Consider the following 20,512-nt stretch of genomic DNA (forward strand, 5'->3'; position numbering starts at 1 on the left):
TGTTCTCCCTCAGCCGTAGATGGTCTGGCCGGCCTCGTCGGCTTCCTTGCCGATCCGACGTGCCAGGAACAGACCCTCGAGTGCCAATTCGACGGCACTCGCCCGCTCGCCCTCGATGTCGGCGTCGAGACGCTCGGCGATCGCGTCGAGCACGGCGCCGGTGGTCTCCGGGGACGGGATCGAACCCAGGAAATCGCCGGCCCGGACACGGTCGCCGGTCACGACCGGTTCACCGTTCTCCAGCGCGTCGACGAGCGCTGCCATGTCGATCCCGCCGAGGTGCGCGCGGACGGTGTCGGCAACGGACTTGCGCATGAGGTGCTCGAGGATCTCCAGTTCGCGCCCCTCTTCGCCGGACTCGAACTCGACCTTGCCGCGCAGCACCTCGACCACCGGCTCGAGGTCGACGACGCGCGCGACAGCCTGCTCCTCGCCGGTGACCGCCGCGCGGTGAAGTGCCGCTGCGGCAACGGTTTCGGCGGCTGCGATCGAGAAGCGAGCGGAGACACCCGACCGCTGGTCGATGGACGGGTGGTCGCGGGCGTAGCGGGTGAAGCGTGCCAGGATCTCGGTGATGAACGTCGGGACACTCGCGGTGAGGTCGGCCTCCTGCTCGATGACGGCGACCTCGTCGTCGAGTTCGAGCGGGTAGTGCGTACGGATCTCGGCGCCGAATCGGTCCTTCAGCGGGGTGATGATGCGTCCGCGGTTGGTGTAGTCCTCCGGGTTCGCGCTCGCCATCACGAGCACGTCGAGTGGGAGCCGCAGCGTGTAGCCACGGACCTGGATGTCGCGCTCCTCCATCACGTTGAGCATCGACACCTGGATGCGCTCGGCGAGATCCGGGAGTTCGTTGATCGCGACGATGCCGCGGTGTGCGCGCGGGATGAGGCCGAAGTGGATGGTCTCCGGATCACCCAGACTGCGACCCTCGGCCACCTTCATGGGGTCGATGTCGCCGACGAGGTCGGCCACCGACGTGTCCGGGGTGGCCAGCTTCTCGCTGTACCGCTGCGAACGGTGCCGCCATTCGATGGGCAGATCGTCGAGCAGGTTGGCGGCCTTGCGGATCGACGCCGGGGTGATCGGCTCGTACGGGTGCTCGCCGAGCTCGGAACCGGCGATCACCGGCGTCCACTCGTCGAGGAGTCCGACGAGGGTGCGCAGGATGCGGGTCTTGCCCTGGCCGCGCTCACCGAGCATGACGACGTCGTGGCCGGCGATGAGCGCACGTTCGAGCTGCGGGATGACGGTGGCCTCGAAGCCGACGATCCCCGGCCAGGGGTCGCGGCCCTCGCGGAGAGCGGTCAGCAGGTTGTTGCGGATCTCGTCGCGCACGCTGCGCTGCACGTGGCCGCCGGCACGCAGTTCACCCAGGGTGCGGGGTGACGGGTGGCGGGTTTCGGTCGACTGAGAACCATGGGTGGTGAAGTTGTCCTCTGGCACGTGATCCACGCTACTCCGAGTTGTGATGTGCGTGCGTGCCGTACGGGCTTCGACGAGGCTCAGCCGGCAGGGGAACCGGGGCTCAGCCGGCAGGGGAACCGGGGCTCAGCCGGCGGAGGGACCGGGGCCCGGCGACCAGGCCGGGTCGCGACCGACGAAGCCCATCAGGCGGCTGACGGCGTCGGTGTCGGCCGGCACCTCGACCGCGGGCCCGTACTGCCCCGAGCTCCGCAGCAGCTCGTCGATGGGGATCATCCCGTCGAGCAGCATCCCGGCGTAGCCGGGGTCGAGGTCCGGGGTGACGCCCTGCGACCGGGCGAGATCCCAGGAGTGCATGTACACGTCCGCGGTGTAGAACCGGTCGACCGCGTCGGCGAGGCGGTGCTCCCCTGCCATCGGGTGGCTGAACGTCTCCCCCGCCGACCGGCCGTCGAGCAGACCCTGCACGGCGGCCGCATGCGCCGACCATGCCCCCGCGGGATCGTCCGCGACCGAAGGACCTCCCGGCAACCGCACACCGCCGGCGTCGAGGAACCCGGTGAACCAGTCGACGAGGTGGGCCACGACGTCACGAGCGACCCACCCGCCGACCGGCGTCGGGGCATCCCAGTCGGAGACGCCTGCGATCACGTCGGCGAATCCGGCCGCGACCTCCCGATGCCGGTCGGCGGGGTCGAGTTCGGTCAGCGACACGGTTCAGACCTCGCCGGACTCGAGCAACTTGTCGAGGGCGGCGTACCCCTCGTTGACGCCGACCTCCATCCCCGACGACAACCAGGCGTCGCGGTCGGCGAAGCTGTCGCACAGGGATTGGGCGTGCAGGCGGGTGGTTCCGTCGCCGAGATCCTCGAACCACATCGTCTCCAGCGACACCTGGTCCGGCATCCCCATCCACGTGAAGGTCTGCACGATCTTGTCCTCGCCGATGGTGTGGAAGCAGCCACGGAACTCGTGGTCCTGCCCTTCGTGGGTCGACACGTATCGCCAGGCGCCACCGTCGCGGGCATCCCATTCGACGACCCGGCTGGAGACCGAATCCGGACCGTTCCAGCGGACGAACAGTTCGGGATCGGTGTGGAGCTTGACGAGTTGGGCCGGGGTGCCTCGGAAGTCGCGGGTGATCCGGATGATCGGCACCTCCTTGTCGGCTTCGATCGCGGCCTCGGGGTAGCGGGTTGCGGTGGTGCTCATGACGCCTTTCCTTTCCTGGTTGTCTTCTCGTGCTCGACCTCGGGACGTTCCGCCTCGGGGCCGTCGTTCATCTCCGCGAGCAGTGCGTCGAGGCGCTGGTAGCGCTCCTCCGCCCGCTGTCGGTATCGCTCGATCCACTTGGTCATGAGGTCGAACACCTCTGCTTCCAGATGGACCGGACGTTTCTGGGCCTCCCGGGTTCGGGTGACCAGGCCGGCGTCCTCGAGCACCTTCAGATGCTTGGAGACCGCCTGGATGCTGACGTCGTACGGTTCGGCGAGCTGGGAGACCGTCGCGTCGGACACCGCCAGTCGCGCGACCATGTCGCGTCGGGTGGGGTCAGCGAGTGCGGCGAACACCTTGGACAGCTCGTCTGCCATTCCCCGTCCTCCTCAACCGTTCGGTTGAATACAACGATGCGCCCGTCCGGAACCGTTGTCAACCCCTTGGTTGAATAAGAGGGCAAGAAAAATCCCGCTGCCTGTTCGGCCCGGTCAGCGGGCAGAACAGCAGCGGGATCTCGGGTCAGTGCTCAGGCAGGCGGCTCAGGCAGGTCCGACGGGCGCGTCACCGCGCAGCGTGATGCGGTGCATGACCCGGCGGTTGTCGCCGTAGTCGCGGTTGGCGTAGTGCAAGGTGTTGCGGTTGTCCCACAGCACCAGGTCGCCGAGACGCCAGCGGTGGCGGACGATGTGCTCGGGCTTGGTGATGTGTGCGTAGAGCAGGTCGAGGATGCCACGGCTCTCGGCCTCCGAGACGCCCTCGATGTGCGAGGTGAAGCCCGGGTTGACGAACAGCGACTTGCGGCCGGTCTCCGGATGCACCCGCACCACCGGATGACTCACCGGCACGAGCTCGGTGACTTCTTTGCCGTCCCAGGTGTTTCCGCGTCCGTCGCGACGTTGCTTGAGGTAGTAGCCGAATTCGCGGCTGCCGTCGTGCACGGCCGTCAGCCCGTCGACGAGGCGTCGGATCGGCTCGGACAGCGACTGATACGCGAGTTCGGCGTCGGCCCAGTTGGTGTCACCACCGTTGCGCGGCAGCACGACCGGACGCAGGATAGAACCCATCGGCGGACGCGGCATGAACGTCACGTCGGTGTGCCACACGTCGGCGAATCCGTTGTCGGCGCTGTCGAGTTCGTAGACCTCGTCGGGCACGTCCCCGCTGTCCCACACCGGATGTCCGAAGGTGAGGTCACCCAGCCGGTTTCCGAACTCTATGTGCGACGCGTCGTCGAGATCCTGGTTCCGCAGCACGATGACCTTGTAGTCGATCAACGCCTGACGGATGGCCCGCACCTCGTCGTCCGAGGCCGTCGCGACGTCGAGACCGCGGATCTCGGCACCGAAGGTGGGGCCGAACTCATCGACGTCGAGCTCGACGCCCGAGGAGACGATGCCGGCGGCCGGAGCGGCGGTCCGAGCAGCAAAAGTCCGAACAGCAGTGGCGCGGACGTCAGAAACGGGATGGGAGATGGTCATGAGGGTTCCTTCTCGGGGATGACTGGTGGTGGCGAGGAGCAACAGCCGCCGGCGGGGATCCGTGGTGGGATCCGTCGGACCAGTTCATCGAGTGGACCGTCATCAGATGCATCGACTCCGTTCCGTCCGCCGGCCCGGTACACGACATGCTCGACGAGCAGTCGTGGTGCGGGGAAGACAGGACGAGAACGGACACCCGTACTTTTTAATCTCCCGTCGACCGCTCGGACAGGGTTGCGCCCAGGGTGAGGAAAACACCCCGCGGCGGCGACGCGACGCTCAGCCGACCGCGAGCCACACCGCGAGGCCGAGACCGCACAGTCCGACCACGATCCGCAGCGGACCGGCGGGCAGGCGTTTGACGACCGGTGGTCCGCACCAGCCGCCGAGCAGACAGCCGATGGCCATCGCGAGAGCCGCCCACCAGTCGACGGGCCCGAAGATCATGAAGCCGACCGCGGCGACCGCATTGGCGACGCCGAGGAACAACGACTTCGACAGTGCCGCACGCCAGAGCGGCTCGCTGGTGACCACCAGCATCAGGGCCAGGATCATGATGCCCGCGCCGGCGCCGAAATAGCCGCCGTAGATGCAGATCAGCGTCAGCCCGACGATGAACACCCACGGACGTTCGGCGTGCGAGGTCGCCCACCGCCGCAGGACCGGTTGCACGAGTAGGGCTGTGGCGGCGATGGCCACCAGGAACGGGACCATCGCCTCGAAGGCCTCGGCGGGCGTGAGGAGCAGCAGGACCGCACCGATGGTCCCGCCGATCAGGGCTGCGATCAGCCCGATGACGAGGCGGCGCCGGTCGCCGTCGAGCAGGGCCCTCCCCGACTGGGCGGTGCTGCCCACCCCGACCGCGACGAGTGCGACCGTGTTGGTCACGTTCGCCGCGATCGGGGTGAGACCGACCGCGAGGAGTGCGGGGTAGCTGACGATGGACGCCAGCCCGGTGATGTACCCGATCAGGCCCGCGCCGAAGCCGGCGACGACCAGTAGTGCGAGATCAGTGAGCGAAATGACGTGCCCCGGTGAGGTAGAGCGTCACGCCCGCCTCGTTGGCCGCCTCGATGACCTCGTTGTCACGGATCGACCCGCCCGGCTGCACGACCGCCTTGACGCCCGCCGACAGCAGCACCTGCAGACCGTCCGGGAACGGGAAGAAGGCATCCGACGCACCGACGGACCCGGCCGCGCGATCGCCGGCCCGCTGGACGGCGAGGTGAGCGGAGTCGACACGGTTGACCTGACCCATGCCGACGCCGACCGAGGCGCCGTCGGAGGCCAGGAGGATGGCGTTCGACTTCACCGAACGGCAGGCGCGCCAAGCGAATTCGAGATCCGCGAGGGTCTGGGCGTCAGCCGGCGGGCCGGCGACGAGGTTCCAGTTCTCGGGGTTGTCGCCCTCGGCGTCGATGACGTCGCGCTGCTGGATCAGCAGACCACCCGAGACCGGCTTGGTCTCGACCCCGGTCGCCGACGGCGGTGTCGCGATCAGCACGCGGATGTTCTTCTTACGGGTCAGGACCGAGAGGGCGCCGTCGGCGAAGCCCGGCGCGACGATGACCTCGGTGAAGATCTCGGCAACCTGTTCGGCCATCTCGACTGTGATCTCGCGGTTCGCCGCGATCACGCCGCCGTAGGCGCTGACCGGGTCGCAGGCGTGGGCCTTGCGGTGCGCGTCGGCGATGTCGGCGCCGACCGCGATGCCACATGGGTTGGCGTGCTTGATGATCGCGACCGCCGGGGCCTCGAAGTCGTAGGCGGCGCGCCACGCGGCGTCGGCGTCGGTGTAGTTGTTGTAACTCATCTCCTTGCCGTGCAGCTGCTCGGCGGTGGCGAGGCCACCTTCCCCGGCGTTGCCGACGTAGAGAGCGGCGGCCTGGTGCGGGTTCTCGCCGTAACGCAGCACGGCCGAACGGTTCCAGGTGGCACCGGCCCAGATCGGGAACTGCGAATCGTCCTCGGGCGCGACGACACTCGACATCCACGAGGCGACGGCCACGTCGTAGTCGGCGGTGTGGCGAAACGCCTTGGCGGCCAGCTTCTTCCGGTCGGCGAGGGTGAACCCGCCGGCCGAGATCGCCTCGGTCACCTGTCCGTAGTCATCGGGGCTGGTCACGACGGCCACCGACGGGTGGTTCTTGGCCGCGCCGCGCACCATCGACGGGCCACCGATGTCGATCTGCTCGATGCACTCGTCGGGGGTCGCGCCCGAGGCGACGGTCGCGGTGAACGGGTAGAGGTTCACGACGACGAGATCGAATGCGGCGACACCCAATTCGGCGAGCTGGGCGACGTGGTCGTCCTTGCGGGTGTCGGCGAGGATGCCGGCGTGCACCTTCGGGTGCAGGGTCTTCACGCGGCCGTCGAGGCATTCGGGGAAGCCGGTCAGGGTCGAGACCTCGACGACCGGGACACCGGCGTCGGCGATGGTCTTGGCGGTCGATCCCGTCGAGACGATCTCCACACCGGCGGCCTGGAGTGCGGTCGCGAGATCGGCCAGGCCGCTCTTGTCGTAGACACTCACCAGCGCGCGCCGGATGGGTCGGCGGGCGCTGTCAGCGGGCTGTGTGTTCACGGGATGCGGGCCTTTCGTCCATCGATGACTACTCCACGGGTGACCAGTGCGGTCACCACTTCGGCGAGCAACACGCGCTCGACCGTCTTGATGCGTTCGTGCAAGGTGTCGACGGTGTCGTCGTCGTCGACCGTGACCACCTGCTGCGCCAGGATCGGGCCGGTGTCGACGCCTTCGTCCACGAGATGGACGGTCGCACCGGTGACCTTGACGCCGTAGTCGAGTGCCTCGGGCACACCGTGTGCCCCGGGGAATGCCGGCAGCAGGGCGGGATGGCTGTTGACGATCCGTCCACCGAAGCGTTCGAGGAACGCGGAACCCAGGATCTTCATGAAGCCCGCGGTGACCACCCAGCCGGGATCGACGGCGGCGACCGCCTCGGTGAGCGCGGCGTCCCACGCGGCGCGGTCGGCGTGGTCGGCGACGCGGCAGGTGATCAGCGGGATCTCGTTGCGATGCGCGATCTCCTGGGCCCGGCAGACGCGGTCGACGACGATGGCCGCGACAGTGAACGGGGCATCGTCGGCGGCGGCGCGGGCGAGCAGCGACTCGAGCAGAGAACCGGTACCCGACGCCATCACCACGACGGGTGTTCGTACGGGCGCGGTCTCAGATGTCACGCCTGCGAGCCTAATAGCAGCACGTCGAGCGGGGATCGGCGGGTCTCAGCGCCGACGGCCGGCACCGGGTGTTCCCGGGTAGAGGTCATAGTCGGCGTCGTCGACGAGGTCGCTGTCGTCGAGATCCTCGGCCGGGATCCGGTTGGCCGACGGCGCGGCGTCGTCGGCTGCGGCGGGCTCGAACCCGCCGTCCTCGTAGACGGCGTCCTCGTACTCCGCTTCCTCGTACTCGCCGTCCTCGTACTCGCCGTCGTCACCGTCGGCCTCGTCGTACTCTCCGTCGGCGTCGGTGTACTCGACGTACTCGTCGTCCTCGTCGAGGTCGGCGACGATGACGTATTCGTCTTCGAAGCCGAGGTCGTCGGGGTCGTCGAAGTACTCGTCCCCCACTGCGGCGCGGGCGGCCCGGGTCGACGGTAGGAAGGCGTAGACGATCGCGAGGAGGATGCCGATGACCGCGATCCAGCCGAGCGTGAAGACGCCGGCCGCGGAGACGGTGACCGCGACGTCGCCGAACTCGCCCAGGGTTCCGCCGGCGGCCGCGGTCAGGATCGCCATGGCCGAGGCGGCGACGGCGGCGGCTACGCCGATCGAGCGCACATGGGCGACCGGGTTCAGGTCGCGGCAGCGCCAGCCCACGAAGGCCGCGACGGCGGCGGGGGCGATCAGGCCGAGGAAGCCCCAGCTGCCCGCACCGGTGCCCTCGGGCAGGACCGCGAGGGCGGGTACGGGCGGGACCGCTCCACCGCGGACGGTGAACAGGTCGACGGTCATCGCACCGATCTGCACATCGGAGCCGACGAGGACCGCGGTCGCGCCGATCATCAGGTTCGGCAGATACATCAGGGACAGCAGGCTGAGCCCGAGGAAGCCGTCGAAGTCATAGCCGGTGTCGATCAGCTCGCCGATCTGGGTGTGCCGCATCAGCATGCGCAGGCACACCAGGACCGCGCCGGCCACCACGAGGGCCAGAACGGCAACGAGGCCGTATCGGAAGCCGCGGCGGTCGGCGTAGGACATCCCCCACCGGGCCGCGAAGTCGTGTCGTCGGACCCACGTGACACCGGCCAGCGCGGCTCCGCCGTGGATGCCGATCGTGTAGGCGAAGGCGATCAGCGCATTGGGCGTCTGCACCGGCAGCACCGATCCGCCGTCCATCACGATCGCCAGCGACATCGCGGTGATCAGGAGCGGGCCCACGATCGCCGAACACACCACCGCCCCGACGTCGAACAGGTCGTGTGCCGATCGTTGCCTCGGTCCGCTCCCACCGATCGCGCGGGCCGTGAGACGGGCGGTGCCGATCGCGACGACCAGGGTCGGCAGCAACGGCAGGACACCGATCGTGACCCCGCTGATGGTGACCGGCACCTGGTGGATCGCCAGCCAGCTCGAGGCGATCGCACTGGGCAGGCCGGTGAGTCCGCTGCCCGCGAGCAGCAGCACCGTCAGCATCACGACGATGAGCGTGACCAGGGCGAGCGCGGGAACGGTGAACGCGACCACGGCCAGCTGCCGGGCCGAACCCTCGACGTCGTTGCGCTGGGCACGACGGGATCGTCGCAGCGCACGCAGCTGCGACGCGAGGTTGTCCGCGGTCGAGTCGGGCCTGAAGGTGGGCATCGTCATGAGCGTGGCATGGTCGGCCGCCGGGCCGTCGGAGACGCGCCGCGATGAGACGGAAAGCGTCTCAGGTCACCGCGGACACGCGCTTGAGAACGACAGTGCCCGGAATCGATAGTGCCCCGCCGACGCGTGTCGACGGGGCACTCTCGGTGTCTGGATCAGCTACCGCTACTGGTGGGCGGTTCGGGCTTCTGGAAGACCGTGGTCGAGTGATCGGCGGCCTGGCCGGCCTCGGACTCACTCGCGGAGGCGCCACCCGACTGCGCAGCACCGGACGACGCACCGGAGGCGCCTGCCGAGTACTGCCCCGGGGTGTAACCGCCGTAGCCGGACTCGCCCGGTGCCGACGCCTGGCCGGACTGGGCGCTCGAGTAGCTCTGGCCGGTGCCGGGAGCCTGCGAGTACGCCGACGGGTCGTAGTTCGCCGAGCCCTGCTGGCCATACTGGGACTGACCGGTGCCGTATGCGGAGGACTGTCCGGTCTCCTGCGCGCTCGACTGCTGGGCCGCGGACGATACCTCCGAAGCACCCGACGTCGCCGAACCGGATGCGACGCCCGTGCCGGCGGCCGGGGCAACCTTGATGAAGCCGGAGTCGATGAGCACCCAGGCGACGGCGAGCAGAGCCGACAGCAGCGACAAGATCAGCAGGACGATGGCGCCGGCGCCGTTGTCGTAGTCGGCGCTGACGAGGATGAACAGCGCGATCAGAAATGCCGGGATGTTCAGGGCGGCGACGGTGGCCGCCGGCGACTTGACCCCGGGGATCAGAGCGAACAGCGCCAGGATTCCGCCGGCCGCGGCAAGCGAGTACGGCCCGATGTAGTCGATCTGGAAGACCTTGGCCGACTCGCCGTAGGCCTTGGCTGCGGGAAGGAAGCCGGAGAACAGCACGACGAGACCGAACAGACCGATGACACCGGCCAGGATCGTCGGGGTGATCGCGGGCAGACCCTGGCTCGGCGGTTTCACCGGCTGCTGCTGGCCGTAGCCGTACTGTCCGTAGCCCTGCTGCGGATTCTGGCCGTACTGCTGCTGGCCGTAGCCCTGCTGCTGTCCGTACTGCTGGCCGTAACCCTGCTGCGGATTCTGACCGTACTGCTGTCCGTAGCCCTGCTGGGGGCTCTGCCCGTAACTCTGCTGACCGCTCTGCGGGTACTGCTGGCCGTACTGGCCGTGGGACTGTCCGGACTCGGGCTGTTGCCCGTAGCCCCCCGTTGGATACGTCATTGGCGATCTCCTGGTCGGCTCGTCTGGGTTATCTGGCTCAGGTCGCGCGCCGGTGGTGACGGCATCGGCCGTCACCGCCCCGACGGGCACAACACCCGGCCCACGGTAGTACATGTGACCGGCGGGTCATATGGACCTTTCGACGTCTGCCGTCGACGACACCGCCCACGCTACCGATGTCCGACGATGTCGGGCCGCGGTCGTGCACAGCCGTCACCAGCGATGAGCCCGGCCCTGTTCGGCGTACCAGTCGACGAGCGAGTAGTCGTCGACCGACTTGGGATCGATGTTGACCTCCGACCGGCCGGCCAGAATCGCCGTGACCGGAACCTCGAGTTTCTTCCCGGTGCGCGTGTGCGGGATGCCCGGGGCCTCGATGACCTCATCGGGCACATGGCGTTTCGACAGTCGGTCGCGGACCGCGGCGGCGATCCGCGCGGTGAGGGCGTCGTCGAGTACGGCACCGGGGACGAGGGTGACGAACAGCGGCATCCAGTAGGCGCCGTCGGGTCCGTCCACGCCGAGGACGAAGGCCTCCGCGATCTCGTCGAGCGACTCCACGACCTCGTAGATGTCGGCCGATCCCATGCGGATTCCGTGCCTGTTCAACGTCGCATCGCTGCGGCCGTGGATGACCAAGGAGCCGCGTTCGGTCACGGTGACCCAGTCGCCGTGCCGCCAGACCGACCCGTCGGGATGGGTGGTCGGCCCGTCCCATTCGTGGTCGAAATAGGCGGAGCGGTAACGCGCGCCGTCGGGGTCGTCCCAGAAGTGCACCGGCATCGACGGCATCGGCGCGGTGACGACCAGCTCTCCGACCTCGCCGACGAGCGGCGTACCGTCCGGCGCCCAACTCTCCAGCGCTACACCGAGATAGCGCACCGACAACTCGCCGGGTACCACCGGCACCCCGACCGATCCGCCGGCGAAGGCCGACACGATGTCGGTGCCGCCGCTGATCGACGAGATCGGCAACCCCCGCTTCACGTGGTCGTCGACCCAGGCGAAGAGGTCGGCGGCGAGCGAGGAACCGGTGCTGCCCAGGGCCCGGAGCGCCGACAGGTCGTGGTCGCGGCCCGGTTCCAGCCCGGCCTTGCGCGAGGCCTGGAGCTGCCCGGGCGAGGTGCCGAAGTAGGTGACCTTCTCGTCGGCGACGATCTGCCAGAGCTGGTCGGCATCCGGATAGAGCGGCGAACCGCTGTAGCAGACGATCCGCGCGCCGCAGAGGAGTCCGGCGACCTGGTAGTTCCACATCATCCAGCTGAGCGCGGTCTGCCAGAAGAAGACGTCGTCCGACGACAGGTCACCGTGGAGCGCACCGGCTTTGAGGTGCTCGACGACGACGCCGCCGTGCCCGTGCACGATGCCCTTCGGGCGGCCGGTCGTACCCGAGCTGAACAACACCCAGAGGGGATGGTCGAAGTCCACGAGCACCGGTTCCGCGTCGCCGGCCTCCGCGGTGAGCGCGTCGGCGTAGTCGATCCGCGTCGTGCTGTCCCCCGTCGGGTTGCCCGCGTCGCCGCCGATCGTGATGTGCGCGACGAGGTCCGGCAGCAGGCTCGCGAGTTCGGCACTGTCCGAACGCTTGTCGATGTCCTTGCCGCCGTACCGGTATCCCGCGGCGCTGAACAGGATCTTCGGCCGGAGCTGCCCGAGCCGGCTCGCGGCGCCCTGCGGCGCATAGTCCTGGCCGCAACCCGACCAGATGGCACCGAGGCTGGCGGTGGCGAGGAAGGCGACGACCGCCTCGGGGATGTCGGGCAGGTAGGCCGCGACGACATCGCCGGTTCCGATCCCCTGTGCCCGCAGCGTCGCGGCCAGGGAAGCGACCAGATCGGGGAGTTCCGACCAGGCGATCTCGGTCCGTTCCCCGGCCTCGTCGAGTCCGACGATAGCGGCGCCCGGAAGGTCGGCGTGGCGCAGGATCTGGCTCACGTAGTTCAGCCGGACACCCGGGAACCACTGGGCGCCGGGCATGCTCGGATCGGCGAGAACGGCTGCGTCACCCTCGGCGAGGGGTTCGCCGGCCAGGGCGTCGAGGTCGAAGAACTCCCACAGGGCTCGCCAGAACTGTGCCGGCTGCTCCACCGACCAGGACCACAACCGGTCGTAATCCGCGGCGTCCACGCCGAACCGGTTCTCCACGTGCCGGCTGAACCGCTCGATCGCGGCACCGGTCATCGCAGTTCCTCCAGGATGTGCGTGGCCTCTTCGCGCATCGCGACCTTGCGGACCTTGCCGGTGACGGTCATCGGGAATTCCTTGACCACGTGGACGTATCGGGGGATCTTGTGCCGCGCGATCTTGCCGTCGGCGAAGGCTCGCACGTCCTCGGCCGTGAGATCGGTGGCGTGGTCGCGGAGGCGGATCCACGCCATGAGTTCTTCGCCGTACTTCTCGTCGGGGACGCCGATGACCTGGGCATCGAGGATGTCGGGATGGGTGTAGAGGAATTCCTCGATCTCGCGCGGGTAGATGTTCTCGCCGCCCCGGATCACCATGTCCTTGATCCGGCCGGTGATGCGGACGTAGCCGGCGTCGTCCATCTCGGCGAGGTCGCCGGTGTGCATCCACCCCTCGGAATCGATGGCCTCGGCGGTCTTCTCCGGATCGTTCCAGTAGCCGGTCATCACCGAGTAACCGCGCGTGCACAGCTCGCCGGTCTCGTTGCGGCCGAGCGTCTCCCCCGTGCCGGGAGCGACGATCTTGATCTCGAGATGCGGGCCGACCTGGCCCACGGTGGTGACCCGGAGTTCGAGCGGGTCGTCGACCCTGGTCTGGGTGGACACCGGCGACGTCTCGGTCATGCCATAGCAGATGGAGACCTCGCTCATGTGCATCCGATCGACCACCTGACGCATCACCTGTTCGGGGCACGGCGAGCCGGCCATGATGCCGGTGCGCAGCGAGGACAGGTCGGGAGCGTAACCCTCCGGAGCGGCATCGAGCAGTGCGAGTTCGGCGATGAACATCGTCGGCACGCCGTAGAGACTGGTGCAGCGATGTTCGGCGACCGCGTCGAGCGTGGCCTTCGGATCGAAGGCGGGACCCGGGATCACCATGGCCGCACCGTGACTGGTGGCGGCGAGATTGCCCATCACCATGCCGAAGCAGTGGTAGAACGGCACCGGCAGGCAGATGCGGTCGTCGGCGGTGTAATCGAGAAGCTCACCGACGAGGTAGCCGTTGTTGCCGATGTTGCGATGCGACAGCGTCGCCCCCTTGGGGAAACCCGTTGTACCCGAGGTGTACTGGATGTTGATCGGATCGTCGGCGGACAGCGACGCCGCGATCTCGGCGACCCGCGCCAGTTCCTCGTCGGAGGGGGCCGCGGTCAGCTCGGTCCAGGCCGCGGACTCGAATGTCACCACCTCCCGCAGATCCGGGCAGTGCGGACGCGCCTCCGCCAGCATCGACTCATAGCCGGAGTCCTTGAACCGTTCGGCCGCGAGGACGACGCTCGTGCCGGACTGCTTGAGGGCGTACTCGACCTCGTTCTGCCGGTAAGCGGGGTTGAGGTTGACCAGGATCGCGCCGATCTCGGCGGTGGCGTACTGGACGAGCACCCACTCGAAGCGGTTGGGCGCCCACAGTCCGACCCGATCCCCCTTGGCCACGCCCAGCCGCAGCAGGCCCGCTGCCAGTGCCCGTACGTCGCGGTGGAATTCGGCGTAGGTCCACTGTCTTCCGATGGCGGCGTCGATGAGCGCGACGTGGTCGGCGTACTTCTCGACGGTCCGCGCCAGGGTCGTGCCGATGGTGTCCGTCAGCAGAGCAGGATTCTGCGGCCCGTGGGTGTGTGCGAGGTTCTGGGCGTGAGCGTCGTTGCTCATGAGCGGGCTCCGGTCTCTCGGTGGTGTCGGGGAAACGAGGGGTGTCGGAAGGCGGTTCGGCGCAGCGGGATCAGGCGTCGGCGTCGGCGTCGGGCCGTTCGGTCACGCGGGACAGCACGACCTCCGCCTGCCGGAGCACCGGCCCGTCGATCATCTGACCGTCGAGGCTGAAGACCCCGCCGCCGTGTTCGGCGGAGCCGTCGATGACCTTGTGCGCCCACGCGATCGCCTCCTCGGAGGGCTGGTAGCCGGCGCGGATGTGCTCGACCTGCGACGGGTGGATGCAGGCGGTCGCGGTGTAACCGAGGGCCACCGCATCGCGTACCTCGGCGACGAGGCCGTCGACGTCGTCGATGTCGAGGTGCACCGAGTCCACGGCGAACTTGCCGTGTGCCGCAGCCGCGATGCGGACCATCGACCGGACCCACGCGGCGACGTCACGGTATTCGCCGGGCCGCGGTTCGTCGGGCCCGAACCGGCTCGACGTCCCGCCGAGTCCGGCGACCAGATCCTCGGCGCCCCACATGAGGCCGATGCAGTTCGACGTGGCGGCGATGTCGTTGGCGCGGGTGGCACCCAGCGGCGTCTCGATCAGCGCGATCGTCTGGAACGCGGTGTCCAGGATCGACGCCACGTCCTCCGACTTGGCCTGCATGACGACCCGGTAGTTCGTCTCGGAGACCGCGGCCAGGTCACGCCGGTAGTCGCCGGTACCGGCCGGGTTGATCCGCACGATGGTGCGGTCCGGGTCGATCGGGTTGGCGATCAACGCTTCCCGCGCCGCGGCGCGGTTCTCCGGCGAGACCGCGTCCTCGAGGTCGAGGATCACGACGTCGGCTCGATCGAGGGCCTTCTGGTAGCGCTCGGGCCGGTCTGCGGGGCAGAACAGCAGTGCGGGCCCGGCGGGCAGCCAGGCGTTGGACAACTGGGAATCGCCCAGGCTCGATCCGCTCACGAGCGAATTGTCGGCGGGTCCGTCGAAGAACATCGTCGTCACTCCGTAGGTTTCTTGCGCACCAACGTGGCCCGCGCCGCTCGCGCGACGACCTCGCCGTGCTGATTGCGTCCGATGTGGGTCAAGTTCACCACGCCCTCCCCCGGCCTCGACCGGGATTCGCGTTTACCGGTGCACAGTGTCTCGGCGTAGAGGGTGTCACCGGCGAACAGCGGCGCGGGGAACGCAACCTCGGAGAAACCGAGGTTGGCCACCAGTGTGCCCTGTGTCAGCTGGCTGACCGAGAGGCCCACGATCGTCGACAGCGTGAACATGGAGTTGATCAGGCGCTGACCCCCGAAACCGGGCTGCTGCGCCGACCACGCGGCGTCGAGGTGCAGCGCCTGGGTGTTCATGGTGAGCGTCGTGAACAACACGTTGTCGGCCTCGGTCACGGTGCGTCCGGGTCGGTGCTCGTAGAGGGTGTCCTCGGTGAACTCCTCGAACCACAGGCCGCGCTGGACGACCCGGTTCACGGGTGTCTGGTCGTTGTCGCTCATGCGAAACCCAGCTCCCGGGCGATGAGCATGAGCTGCACCTCTGTGGTGCCCTCGCCGATCTCGAGGATCTTCGAGTCTCGGTAGTGACGGGCGACTGGGTACTCGTTCATGAACCCGTAGCCGCCGTGGATCTGGGTGGCGACGCGCGCGTTGTCCATGGCCGCCTCGCTGGCGACCAACTTGGCGATCGACGCCTCCTTCTTGAAGGGCTTGCCCGCCAGCATCTTCGCCGCCGCGTCGTAGTACGCGGTGCGCGCGACGTGGGCCCGGGACTCCATCCGCGCGATGGCGAAGGACACCGACTGGTACTCGCCGATCGGCTTGCCGAACGACTGGCGCTCCTTGGCGTACTTGACGCTCTCGTCGACGCAGCCCTGCGCCGCACCGGTCGCGAGCGCCGCGATCGCGATGCGGCCCTCGTCGAGGATCGACAGGAAGTTGGCGTAGCCGCGGCCGCGTTCGCCGAGCAGGTTCTCCTTGGGCACGCGCACATCGGTGAGCGTGAGCGGGTGGGTGTCCGAGGCGTTCCACCCGACCTTGTTGTAGGCCGGTTCGGCGGTGAAGCCGGGGGTTCCCGACGGCACGATGATCGTCGAGATCTCCTTCTTGCCGTTCTCCTTGACCCCGGTGACCGCGGTGACGGTGACCAGCGAGGTGATGTCGGTGCCCGAGTTGGTGATGAACTGCTTGCCGCCGTTGATGATCCACGAGTCACCGTCGTCGCGGGCGGTGGTCGCGGTGGCCCCGGCGTCGGAGCCGGCACCCGGCTCGGTCAGGCCGAAACCGGCGAGCGCGGTACCGGCGGTGAGGTCGGGCAGGTACTGCTGCTTCTGCTCCTCGGTGCCGAACCGGTAGATCGGCATCGCACCCAGGCTCACGCCGGCCTCGAGGGTGATGGCGACCGACTGGTCGATCTTGCCGAGCTCCTCGAGTGCGAGGGCCAGCGCGAAGTAGTCGCCGCCCATGCCGCCGTACTCCTCGGGGAACGGCAGCCCGAAGAGCCCCATCTTGCCCATCTGGGCGATGACCTCGTACGGGAAGGTGTGGTCGGCATCGTGTTTCGCGGCCACCGGCGCCACCACGGTCTGCGCGAAGTCGCGCACCGTCTCGATGAGGTCGGTGTACTCCTGCGTGAGTTCCATGAGAGTCCTGTTCACTCTTGTCGTTCGGTTCGATCTGTTCTGTTCCGAGCCCTTCGTGGCTCGTCGCTTGCTGCTCCTCGCACCTCAGGGAGCGAGTGGTCAGGGAGCGGGAACGGACTCCCGGCTCTCCGCGGGGGTGACCACGGCGAGGATCTGTCCGGCATCCACCTTGTCACCCACCTTCACCGTGATGTCGACGGTTCCGTCGACGGGTGCGGTCAGCGCGTGTTCCATCTTCATCGCCTCGACGACCACGACCGCCGCGCCGCTGCTCACCTCGTCGCCCGATGCGGCTCCGACGGCGACCACGGTGCCGGGCATCGGGCTGGCGATCTCGCCGGCCCGATCGTCGGCGGCCTCGTCGAGCAGCGGACGGGCGAGATCGAGGACCCAGGCGCCGGACGGCCCCGACACCCACCAGGATTCGCCGATCAGCGTCGACGACCAGGACTGGCTGATCCCGTCGACGATGAGCCGGTCGGATTCGCGGCCGTCACCCGACTGTGCGGGGAGGTAGACGACATCGGCGGTCCACGACTCGCCCTCGGCCCCGTCGGCACCCTCGGTGACCACGGTCGCACTGCCCGAGATCGACTGCGCATCAGCGTGTTCGACTCGGATCGACACCGCGGAGTGGTATCCGCCGCTCACGAGCCTGGTGATCACCGGGGCGGATTCGCCGACGCGCCAGCCGACCGCCGACGACCAGACGTCACCACGGTCCCGGGTCCCGATGCGGGCGAGACCGACGAGGACCTGCGCCTCCGGGGAGGGCTGCGGCACCGCGTAATCGGCGACCAGACGGTCGAGCAGTTCGGTGTCGAGTTCGGCGTCGACGACGGCCTGCTGTCGGAGCACGAAGCGGCAGAAGTCGATGTTGGTGACGACACCGAGGACGCGGGTGTGCGCCAAAGCCTGATCGAGGCGTTCGAGGGCCTCCTCGCGGTCGCTGCCGTGCGCGATGATCTTGGCGAGCATCGGGTCGTAGTCGCTGCCGACACGCAGGCCCTCGAGCATGGCGGAGTCGACGCGGATGCCGCTGCCCGACGCCGTGTCCGGGTGGACGAGGTGCTCGATGGTGCCACCCGTGGGGAGGAAGCCGCGGGCGGGATCCTCGGCGTACACGCGGGCCTCGATGGCGTGCCCGGTGAGCGTGATGTCGTCCTGGGCGAAGCCGAGGACCTCGCCGCGGGCCACGCGGATCTGCTGCTCCACCAGGTCGATTCCGGTGACCAGTTCGGTGACCGGGTGCTCGACCTGCAGCCGGGTGTTCATCTCCATGAAGAAGAACTCGTCGGGCTTGTGGGCCGAGACGATGAACTCGACGGTGCCCGCACCGGTGTAGCCGACGCTGCGGGCGGCGTCGCAGGCCGCCGCGCCGATCCGGGCACGGGTGTCGGCGTCGAGCAGCGCCGACGGCGCCTCCTCGATGACCTTCTGGTGGCGGCGCTGCAGGGAGCACTCACGTTCACCGAGATGGATGACGTTGCCGTGGGTGTCGGCGAGGACCTGCACCTCGATGTGGCGCGGGGTGTCGACGAAGTGCTCGAGGAACAGGGCGTCGTCGCCGAACGCGGCGCCGGCCTCGCGTCGTGCGCGTTCGAGTGCGGCAGGCAGTTCGGCCGGGTCGGCGACGCGGTGCATACCCTTGCCGCCGCCACCGGCGCTCGGCTTGATGAGGACCGGGAAACCGATGTCGGGGGCGGCCGCGATCAGATCCTCGTCGGTGAGGCCGGGGCGCGAGAGGCCCGGCACCACCGGAACGTCGCGCGCGGTGACCGCGGCGCGGGCGGTGATCTTGTCGCCCATCGTCGCGATGGCCTCGGCCGGCGGACCGATGAAGACGATGCCCGCTTCCGCCAGCGCGGCGGCGAATTTCTGGTTCTCCGAGAGGAATCCGTAGCCGGGGTGGACGGCGTCGGCGCCGGTCTTGCGGGCCGCGTCGACCACGGCGTCGATGTCGAGGTAGCTCTGGGCGGCCGCTGCCGGTCCGATCCGGACCGCGACGTCGGCCTCGCGGACGTGCCGGGCCTGCGCGTCGGCGTCGGAGTAGACGGCGATGCTGCGGATGCCCAGGCGGCGCAGCGTGTCGATCACCCGGCAGGCGATCTCACCACGGTTCGCCACCAGGACGCTGCGAATGGGTCTGGTGCTCACGGTCGGTCCTCTGTCGGTCGTGGGTGAACTCGGGGTGTGCATGTCGGCCTCCGCTCTCACATCCGGAATACGCCGTAGCGCGGGTCGGCCAGCGGCGCGTACCGCGCCGTCTCGAGGGCGAGCCCGAGCAACGTGCGGGTCTGGGCGGGGTCGACGATGCCGTCGTCCCAGAGGCGCGCGGTCGAGTAGTAGGCGTCGGACTGCCGCTCGAACTGTTCGCGGATGGGCGCCTTGAAGGCCTCTTCGTCCTCTGCCGCCCAGGTGTCCCCGGAGCGCTCGATCTGGTTGCGGCGCACCGTGCCCAGTGTGTCGGCGGCCTGCGGGCCACCCATCACCGAGATGCGGGCGTTGGGCCACATCCACAGGAACCGCGGCGAGTAGGCCCGGCCGCACATCGAGTAGTTGCCCGCACCGAACGAGCCGCCGACCATGACGGTGAACTTCGGGACCCGCGCACAGGCCACCGCGTTGACCATCTTGGCGCCGTTCTTCGCGATGCCGCCCTGCTCGTAGGCCTTGCCGACCATGAACCCGGTGATGTTCTGCAGGAAGATCAACGGGATCCGACGCTGGTCGCAGAGCTCGATGAAATGCGCTCCCTTGAGGGCGGATTCGCTGAAGAGAACCCCGTTGTTGGCGATGATCCCGACCGGGTGGCCGTGAATGTGTGCGAAGGCGGTGACCAGCGTCGTGCCGTAGTTGGCCTTGAACTCGGTGTATTCGCCGGCATCGCACATGATCTCGATGACCTCGCGCACGTCGTACGGGGTCCGAGAGTCGGTGGGCACCACGTCGTAGATGTCGGTCTGCGGACGGAGCGGCTCCCGTGAGGGGATGGTCTCCCACTGCGGCGCCTCACGCGGGCCGAGCGTGGCGACGATCTCACGGACCTTGGCGAGTGCCTGCTGGTCGTTGTCGACGAGGTGGTCGGTGACACCGGAGACCGAGGAGTGCATCGCGCCGCCGCCGAGGTCCTCGGCCGAGACGTCCTCGCCGGTCGCGGCTTTCACCAGGGGTGGGCCGGCCAGGAAGATGGTGCCCTGGTTGCGGACGATGACCGTCTCGTCGCTCATGGCCGGAACGTAGGCGCCGCCGGCGGTCGAGGAACCGAGGACGGCGGCGATCTGCGGGATGCCCGCGGCGCTCATGTTCGCCTGGTTGAAGAAGATGCGGCCGAAGTGGTCGCGGTCCGGGAAGACCTCGTCCTGCTGCAGCAGCATCGCGCCACCGGAGTCGACGAGGTAGATGCAGGGCAACCGGTTGGCGGCCGCGATCTCCTGCGCGCGCAGGTGCTTCTTCACCGTGACCGGGTAGTAGGTGCCGCCGGAGACCGTGGCGTCGTTGGCGACGATCATGCATTCCCGGCCGGCCACGCGGCCGACGCCGGCGATGACACCGGCGGCCGGCGCCTTGTCGTCGTACATCCCGAACGCGGCGAGCGGGGCGACCTCGATGAACGGCGAGCCGACATCCAGGAGGCCGTCGACGCGGTCACGCGGCAGCAGCTTGCCGCGCGCGACATGACGCTCACGCGCCTTGGCCCCGCCGCCGGCGGCGACCGTCGTCAGGCGCTGGTGGAGCAGGTCGAGATTCTGCTGGTGCGTGGCCCGGAAGCCGTCGAGCGTGCTGGTCACCGTCGACCCTTCAGTTAGTTGGGATTAACTGAGCGGAATGGTACGCCATCGAGTGGCGGGTGTCACGCCCAC

The 20,512-nt window shown here is 68.7% G+C and carries 17 protein-coding genes; all 17 read right to left on the bottom strand.

All coding sequences use genetic code 11. The annotated features are described in order from the left end of the window. Positions 1-9: 9 nt before the first annotated feature. Positions 10-1,455, bottom strand: coding sequence for a sigma 54-interacting transcriptional regulator (locus LQD00_RS14675; RefSeq protein ID WP_232717921.1), 1,446 nt, complete (start codon positions 1,453-1,455; stop codon positions 10-12). Between the two features lie 96 nt (positions 1,456-1,551). After that, a complete protein-coding gene (locus tag LQD00_RS14680) occupies positions 1,552-2,139 on the bottom strand; it encodes a maleylpyruvate isomerase N-terminal domain-containing protein (protein WP_232717922.1) in 588 nt (195 codons plus the stop codon). A gap of 3 nt (positions 2,140-2,142) precedes the next feature. Next, positions 2,143-2,637, bottom strand: a complete 495-nt coding sequence (locus LQD00_RS14685) for an SRPBCC domain-containing protein (protein ID WP_232717923.1) — start codon at positions 2,635-2,637, stop codon at positions 2,143-2,145. After that, the gene (locus LQD00_RS14690) at positions 2,634-3,017 is read right to left on the bottom strand and encodes an ArsR/SmtB family transcription factor (protein WP_232717924.1); all 384 of its coding nucleotides are present in this window, start codon (positions 3,015-3,017) and stop codon (positions 2,634-2,636) included. Before LQD00_RS14690 ends, LQD00_RS14685 begins: the two co-directional genes overlap by 4 nt. A gap of 165 nt (positions 3,018-3,182) precedes the next feature. Further along, entirely contained in the window at positions 3,183-4,121 is a 939-nt protein-coding gene (locus tag LQD00_RS14695) for a TauD/TfdA dioxygenase family protein (protein ID WP_232717925.1), read from the bottom strand. A 279-nt stretch (positions 4,122-4,400) separates the two neighbouring features. Continuing rightward, a complete protein-coding gene (locus tag LQD00_RS14700) occupies positions 4,401-5,144 on the bottom strand; it encodes a sulfite exporter TauE/SafE family protein (protein ID WP_232717996.1) in 744 nt (247 codons plus the stop codon). Next, the gene (gene purH, locus LQD00_RS14705; protein WP_232717926.1) at positions 5,131-6,705 is read right to left on the bottom strand and encodes a bifunctional phosphoribosylaminoimidazolecarboxamide formyltransferase/IMP cyclohydrolase; all 1,575 of its coding nucleotides are present in this window, start codon (positions 6,703-6,705) and stop codon (positions 5,131-5,133) included. Before purH ends, LQD00_RS14700 begins: the two co-directional genes overlap by 14 nt. After that, the gene (purN, locus tag LQD00_RS14710) at positions 6,702-7,325 is read right to left on the bottom strand and encodes a phosphoribosylglycinamide formyltransferase (protein ID WP_232717927.1); all 624 of its coding nucleotides are present in this window, start codon (positions 7,323-7,325) and stop codon (positions 6,702-6,704) included. Before purN ends, purH begins: the two co-directional genes overlap by 4 nt. A 45-nt stretch (positions 7,326-7,370) precedes the next feature. Next, complete coding sequence (locus LQD00_RS14715; RefSeq protein WP_406567029.1) at positions 7,371-8,948, bottom strand: cell division protein PerM; 1,578 nt, start codon at positions 8,946-8,948, stop codon at positions 7,371-7,373. 161 nt (positions 8,949-9,109) lie between these two features. Then, positions 9,110-10,180 (bottom strand): DUF5336 domain-containing protein, encoded by a 1,071-nt coding sequence (locus tag LQD00_RS14720; RefSeq protein ID WP_232717929.1) that lies wholly within the window; start codon positions 10,178-10,180, stop codon positions 9,110-9,112. 213 nt (positions 10,181-10,393) lie between these two features. Then, positions 10,394-12,361: an acetoacetate--CoA ligase gene (locus tag LQD00_RS14725; RefSeq protein ID WP_232717930.1), complete on the bottom strand. Its 1,968-nt coding sequence runs from the start codon at positions 12,359-12,361 to the stop codon at positions 10,394-10,396. Next, positions 12,358-14,013, bottom strand: a complete 1,656-nt coding sequence (locus LQD00_RS14730) for an AMP-binding protein (protein ID WP_232717931.1) — start codon at positions 14,011-14,013, stop codon at positions 12,358-12,360. Before LQD00_RS14730 ends, LQD00_RS14725 begins: the two co-directional genes overlap by 4 nt. 70 nt (positions 14,014-14,083) lie before the next feature. Next, positions 14,084-15,001 (bottom strand): HpcH/HpaI aldolase/citrate lyase family protein, encoded by a 918-nt coding sequence (locus LQD00_RS14735; protein ID WP_232717932.1) that lies wholly within the window; start codon positions 14,999-15,001, stop codon positions 14,084-14,086. Between the two features lie 5 nt (positions 15,002-15,006). Beyond that, positions 15,007-15,507 carry a MaoC family dehydratase gene (locus tag LQD00_RS14740; RefSeq protein WP_232717933.1) on the bottom strand — a complete coding sequence of 167 codons (501 nt, stop codon included), beginning with the start codon at positions 15,505-15,507 and terminating at the stop codon, positions 15,007-15,009. Next, the gene (locus LQD00_RS14745) at positions 15,504-16,649 is read right to left on the bottom strand and encodes an acyl-CoA dehydrogenase family protein (protein ID WP_232717934.1); all 1,146 of its coding nucleotides are present in this window, start codon (positions 16,647-16,649) and stop codon (positions 15,504-15,506) included. The genes LQD00_RS14740 and LQD00_RS14745 overlap by 4 nt, the downstream gene beginning before the upstream one ends. Before the next feature lie 99 nt (positions 16,650-16,748). After that, positions 16,749-18,806, bottom strand: coding sequence for an acetyl/propionyl/methylcrotonyl-CoA carboxylase subunit alpha (locus LQD00_RS14750; RefSeq protein WP_232717935.1), 2,058 nt, complete (start codon positions 18,804-18,806; stop codon positions 16,749-16,751). 56 nt (positions 18,807-18,862) lie between these two features. Then, positions 18,863-20,440 (bottom strand): carboxyl transferase domain-containing protein, encoded by a 1,578-nt coding sequence (locus LQD00_RS14755; RefSeq protein ID WP_308195977.1) that lies wholly within the window; start codon positions 20,438-20,440, stop codon positions 18,863-18,865. Positions 20,441-20,512: the final 72 nt, after the last annotated feature.

Origin of the sequence: Gordonia metallireducens, from assembly GCF_021245825.1 — a bacterium.
Lineage (GTDB): Bacteria > Actinomycetota > Actinomycetes > Mycobacteriales > Mycobacteriaceae > Gordonia > Gordonia namibiensis.

What these genes read in the sequence shown, in the direction of transcription:
- LQD00_RS14685 (WP_232717923.1), bottom strand. Translation starts at nt 2,637, where the DNA reads ATGAGCACCACCGCAACCCGCTACCCCGAGGCCGCGATCGAAGCCGAC.
- LQD00_RS14690 (WP_232717924.1), bottom strand. Translation starts at nt 3,017, where the DNA reads ATGGCAGACGAGCTGTCCAAGGTGTTCGCCGCACTCGCTGACCCCACC.
- LQD00_RS14695 (WP_232717925.1), bottom strand. Translation starts at nt 4,121, where the DNA reads ATGACCATCTCCCATCCCGTTTCTGACGTCCGCGCCACTGCTGTTCGG.
- LQD00_RS14715 (WP_406567029.1), bottom strand. Translation starts at nt 8,948, where the DNA reads ATGCCCACCTTCAGGCCCGACTCGACCGCGGACAACCTCGCGTCGCAG.
- LQD00_RS14720 (WP_232717929.1), bottom strand. Translation starts at nt 10,180, where the DNA reads ATGACGTATCCAACGGGGGGCTACGGGCAACAGCCCGAGTCCGGACAG.
- LQD00_RS14725 (WP_232717930.1), bottom strand. Translation starts at nt 12,361, where the DNA reads ATGACCGGTGCCGCGATCGAGCGGTTCAGCCGGCACGTGGAGAACCGG.
- LQD00_RS14730 (WP_232717931.1), bottom strand. Translation starts at nt 14,013, where the DNA reads ATGAGCAACGACGCTCACGCCCAGAACCTCGCACACACCCACGGGCCG.
- LQD00_RS14735 (WP_232717932.1), bottom strand. Translation starts at nt 15,001, where the DNA reads ATGTTCTTCGACGGACCCGCCGACAATTCGCTCGTGAGCGGATCGAGC.
- LQD00_RS14740 (WP_232717933.1), bottom strand. Translation starts at nt 15,507, where the DNA reads ATGAGCGACAACGACCAGACACCCGTGAACCGGGTCGTCCAGCGCGGC.
- LQD00_RS14745 (WP_232717934.1), bottom strand. Translation starts at nt 16,649, where the DNA reads ATGGAACTCACGCAGGAGTACACCGACCTCATCGAGACGGTGCGCGAC.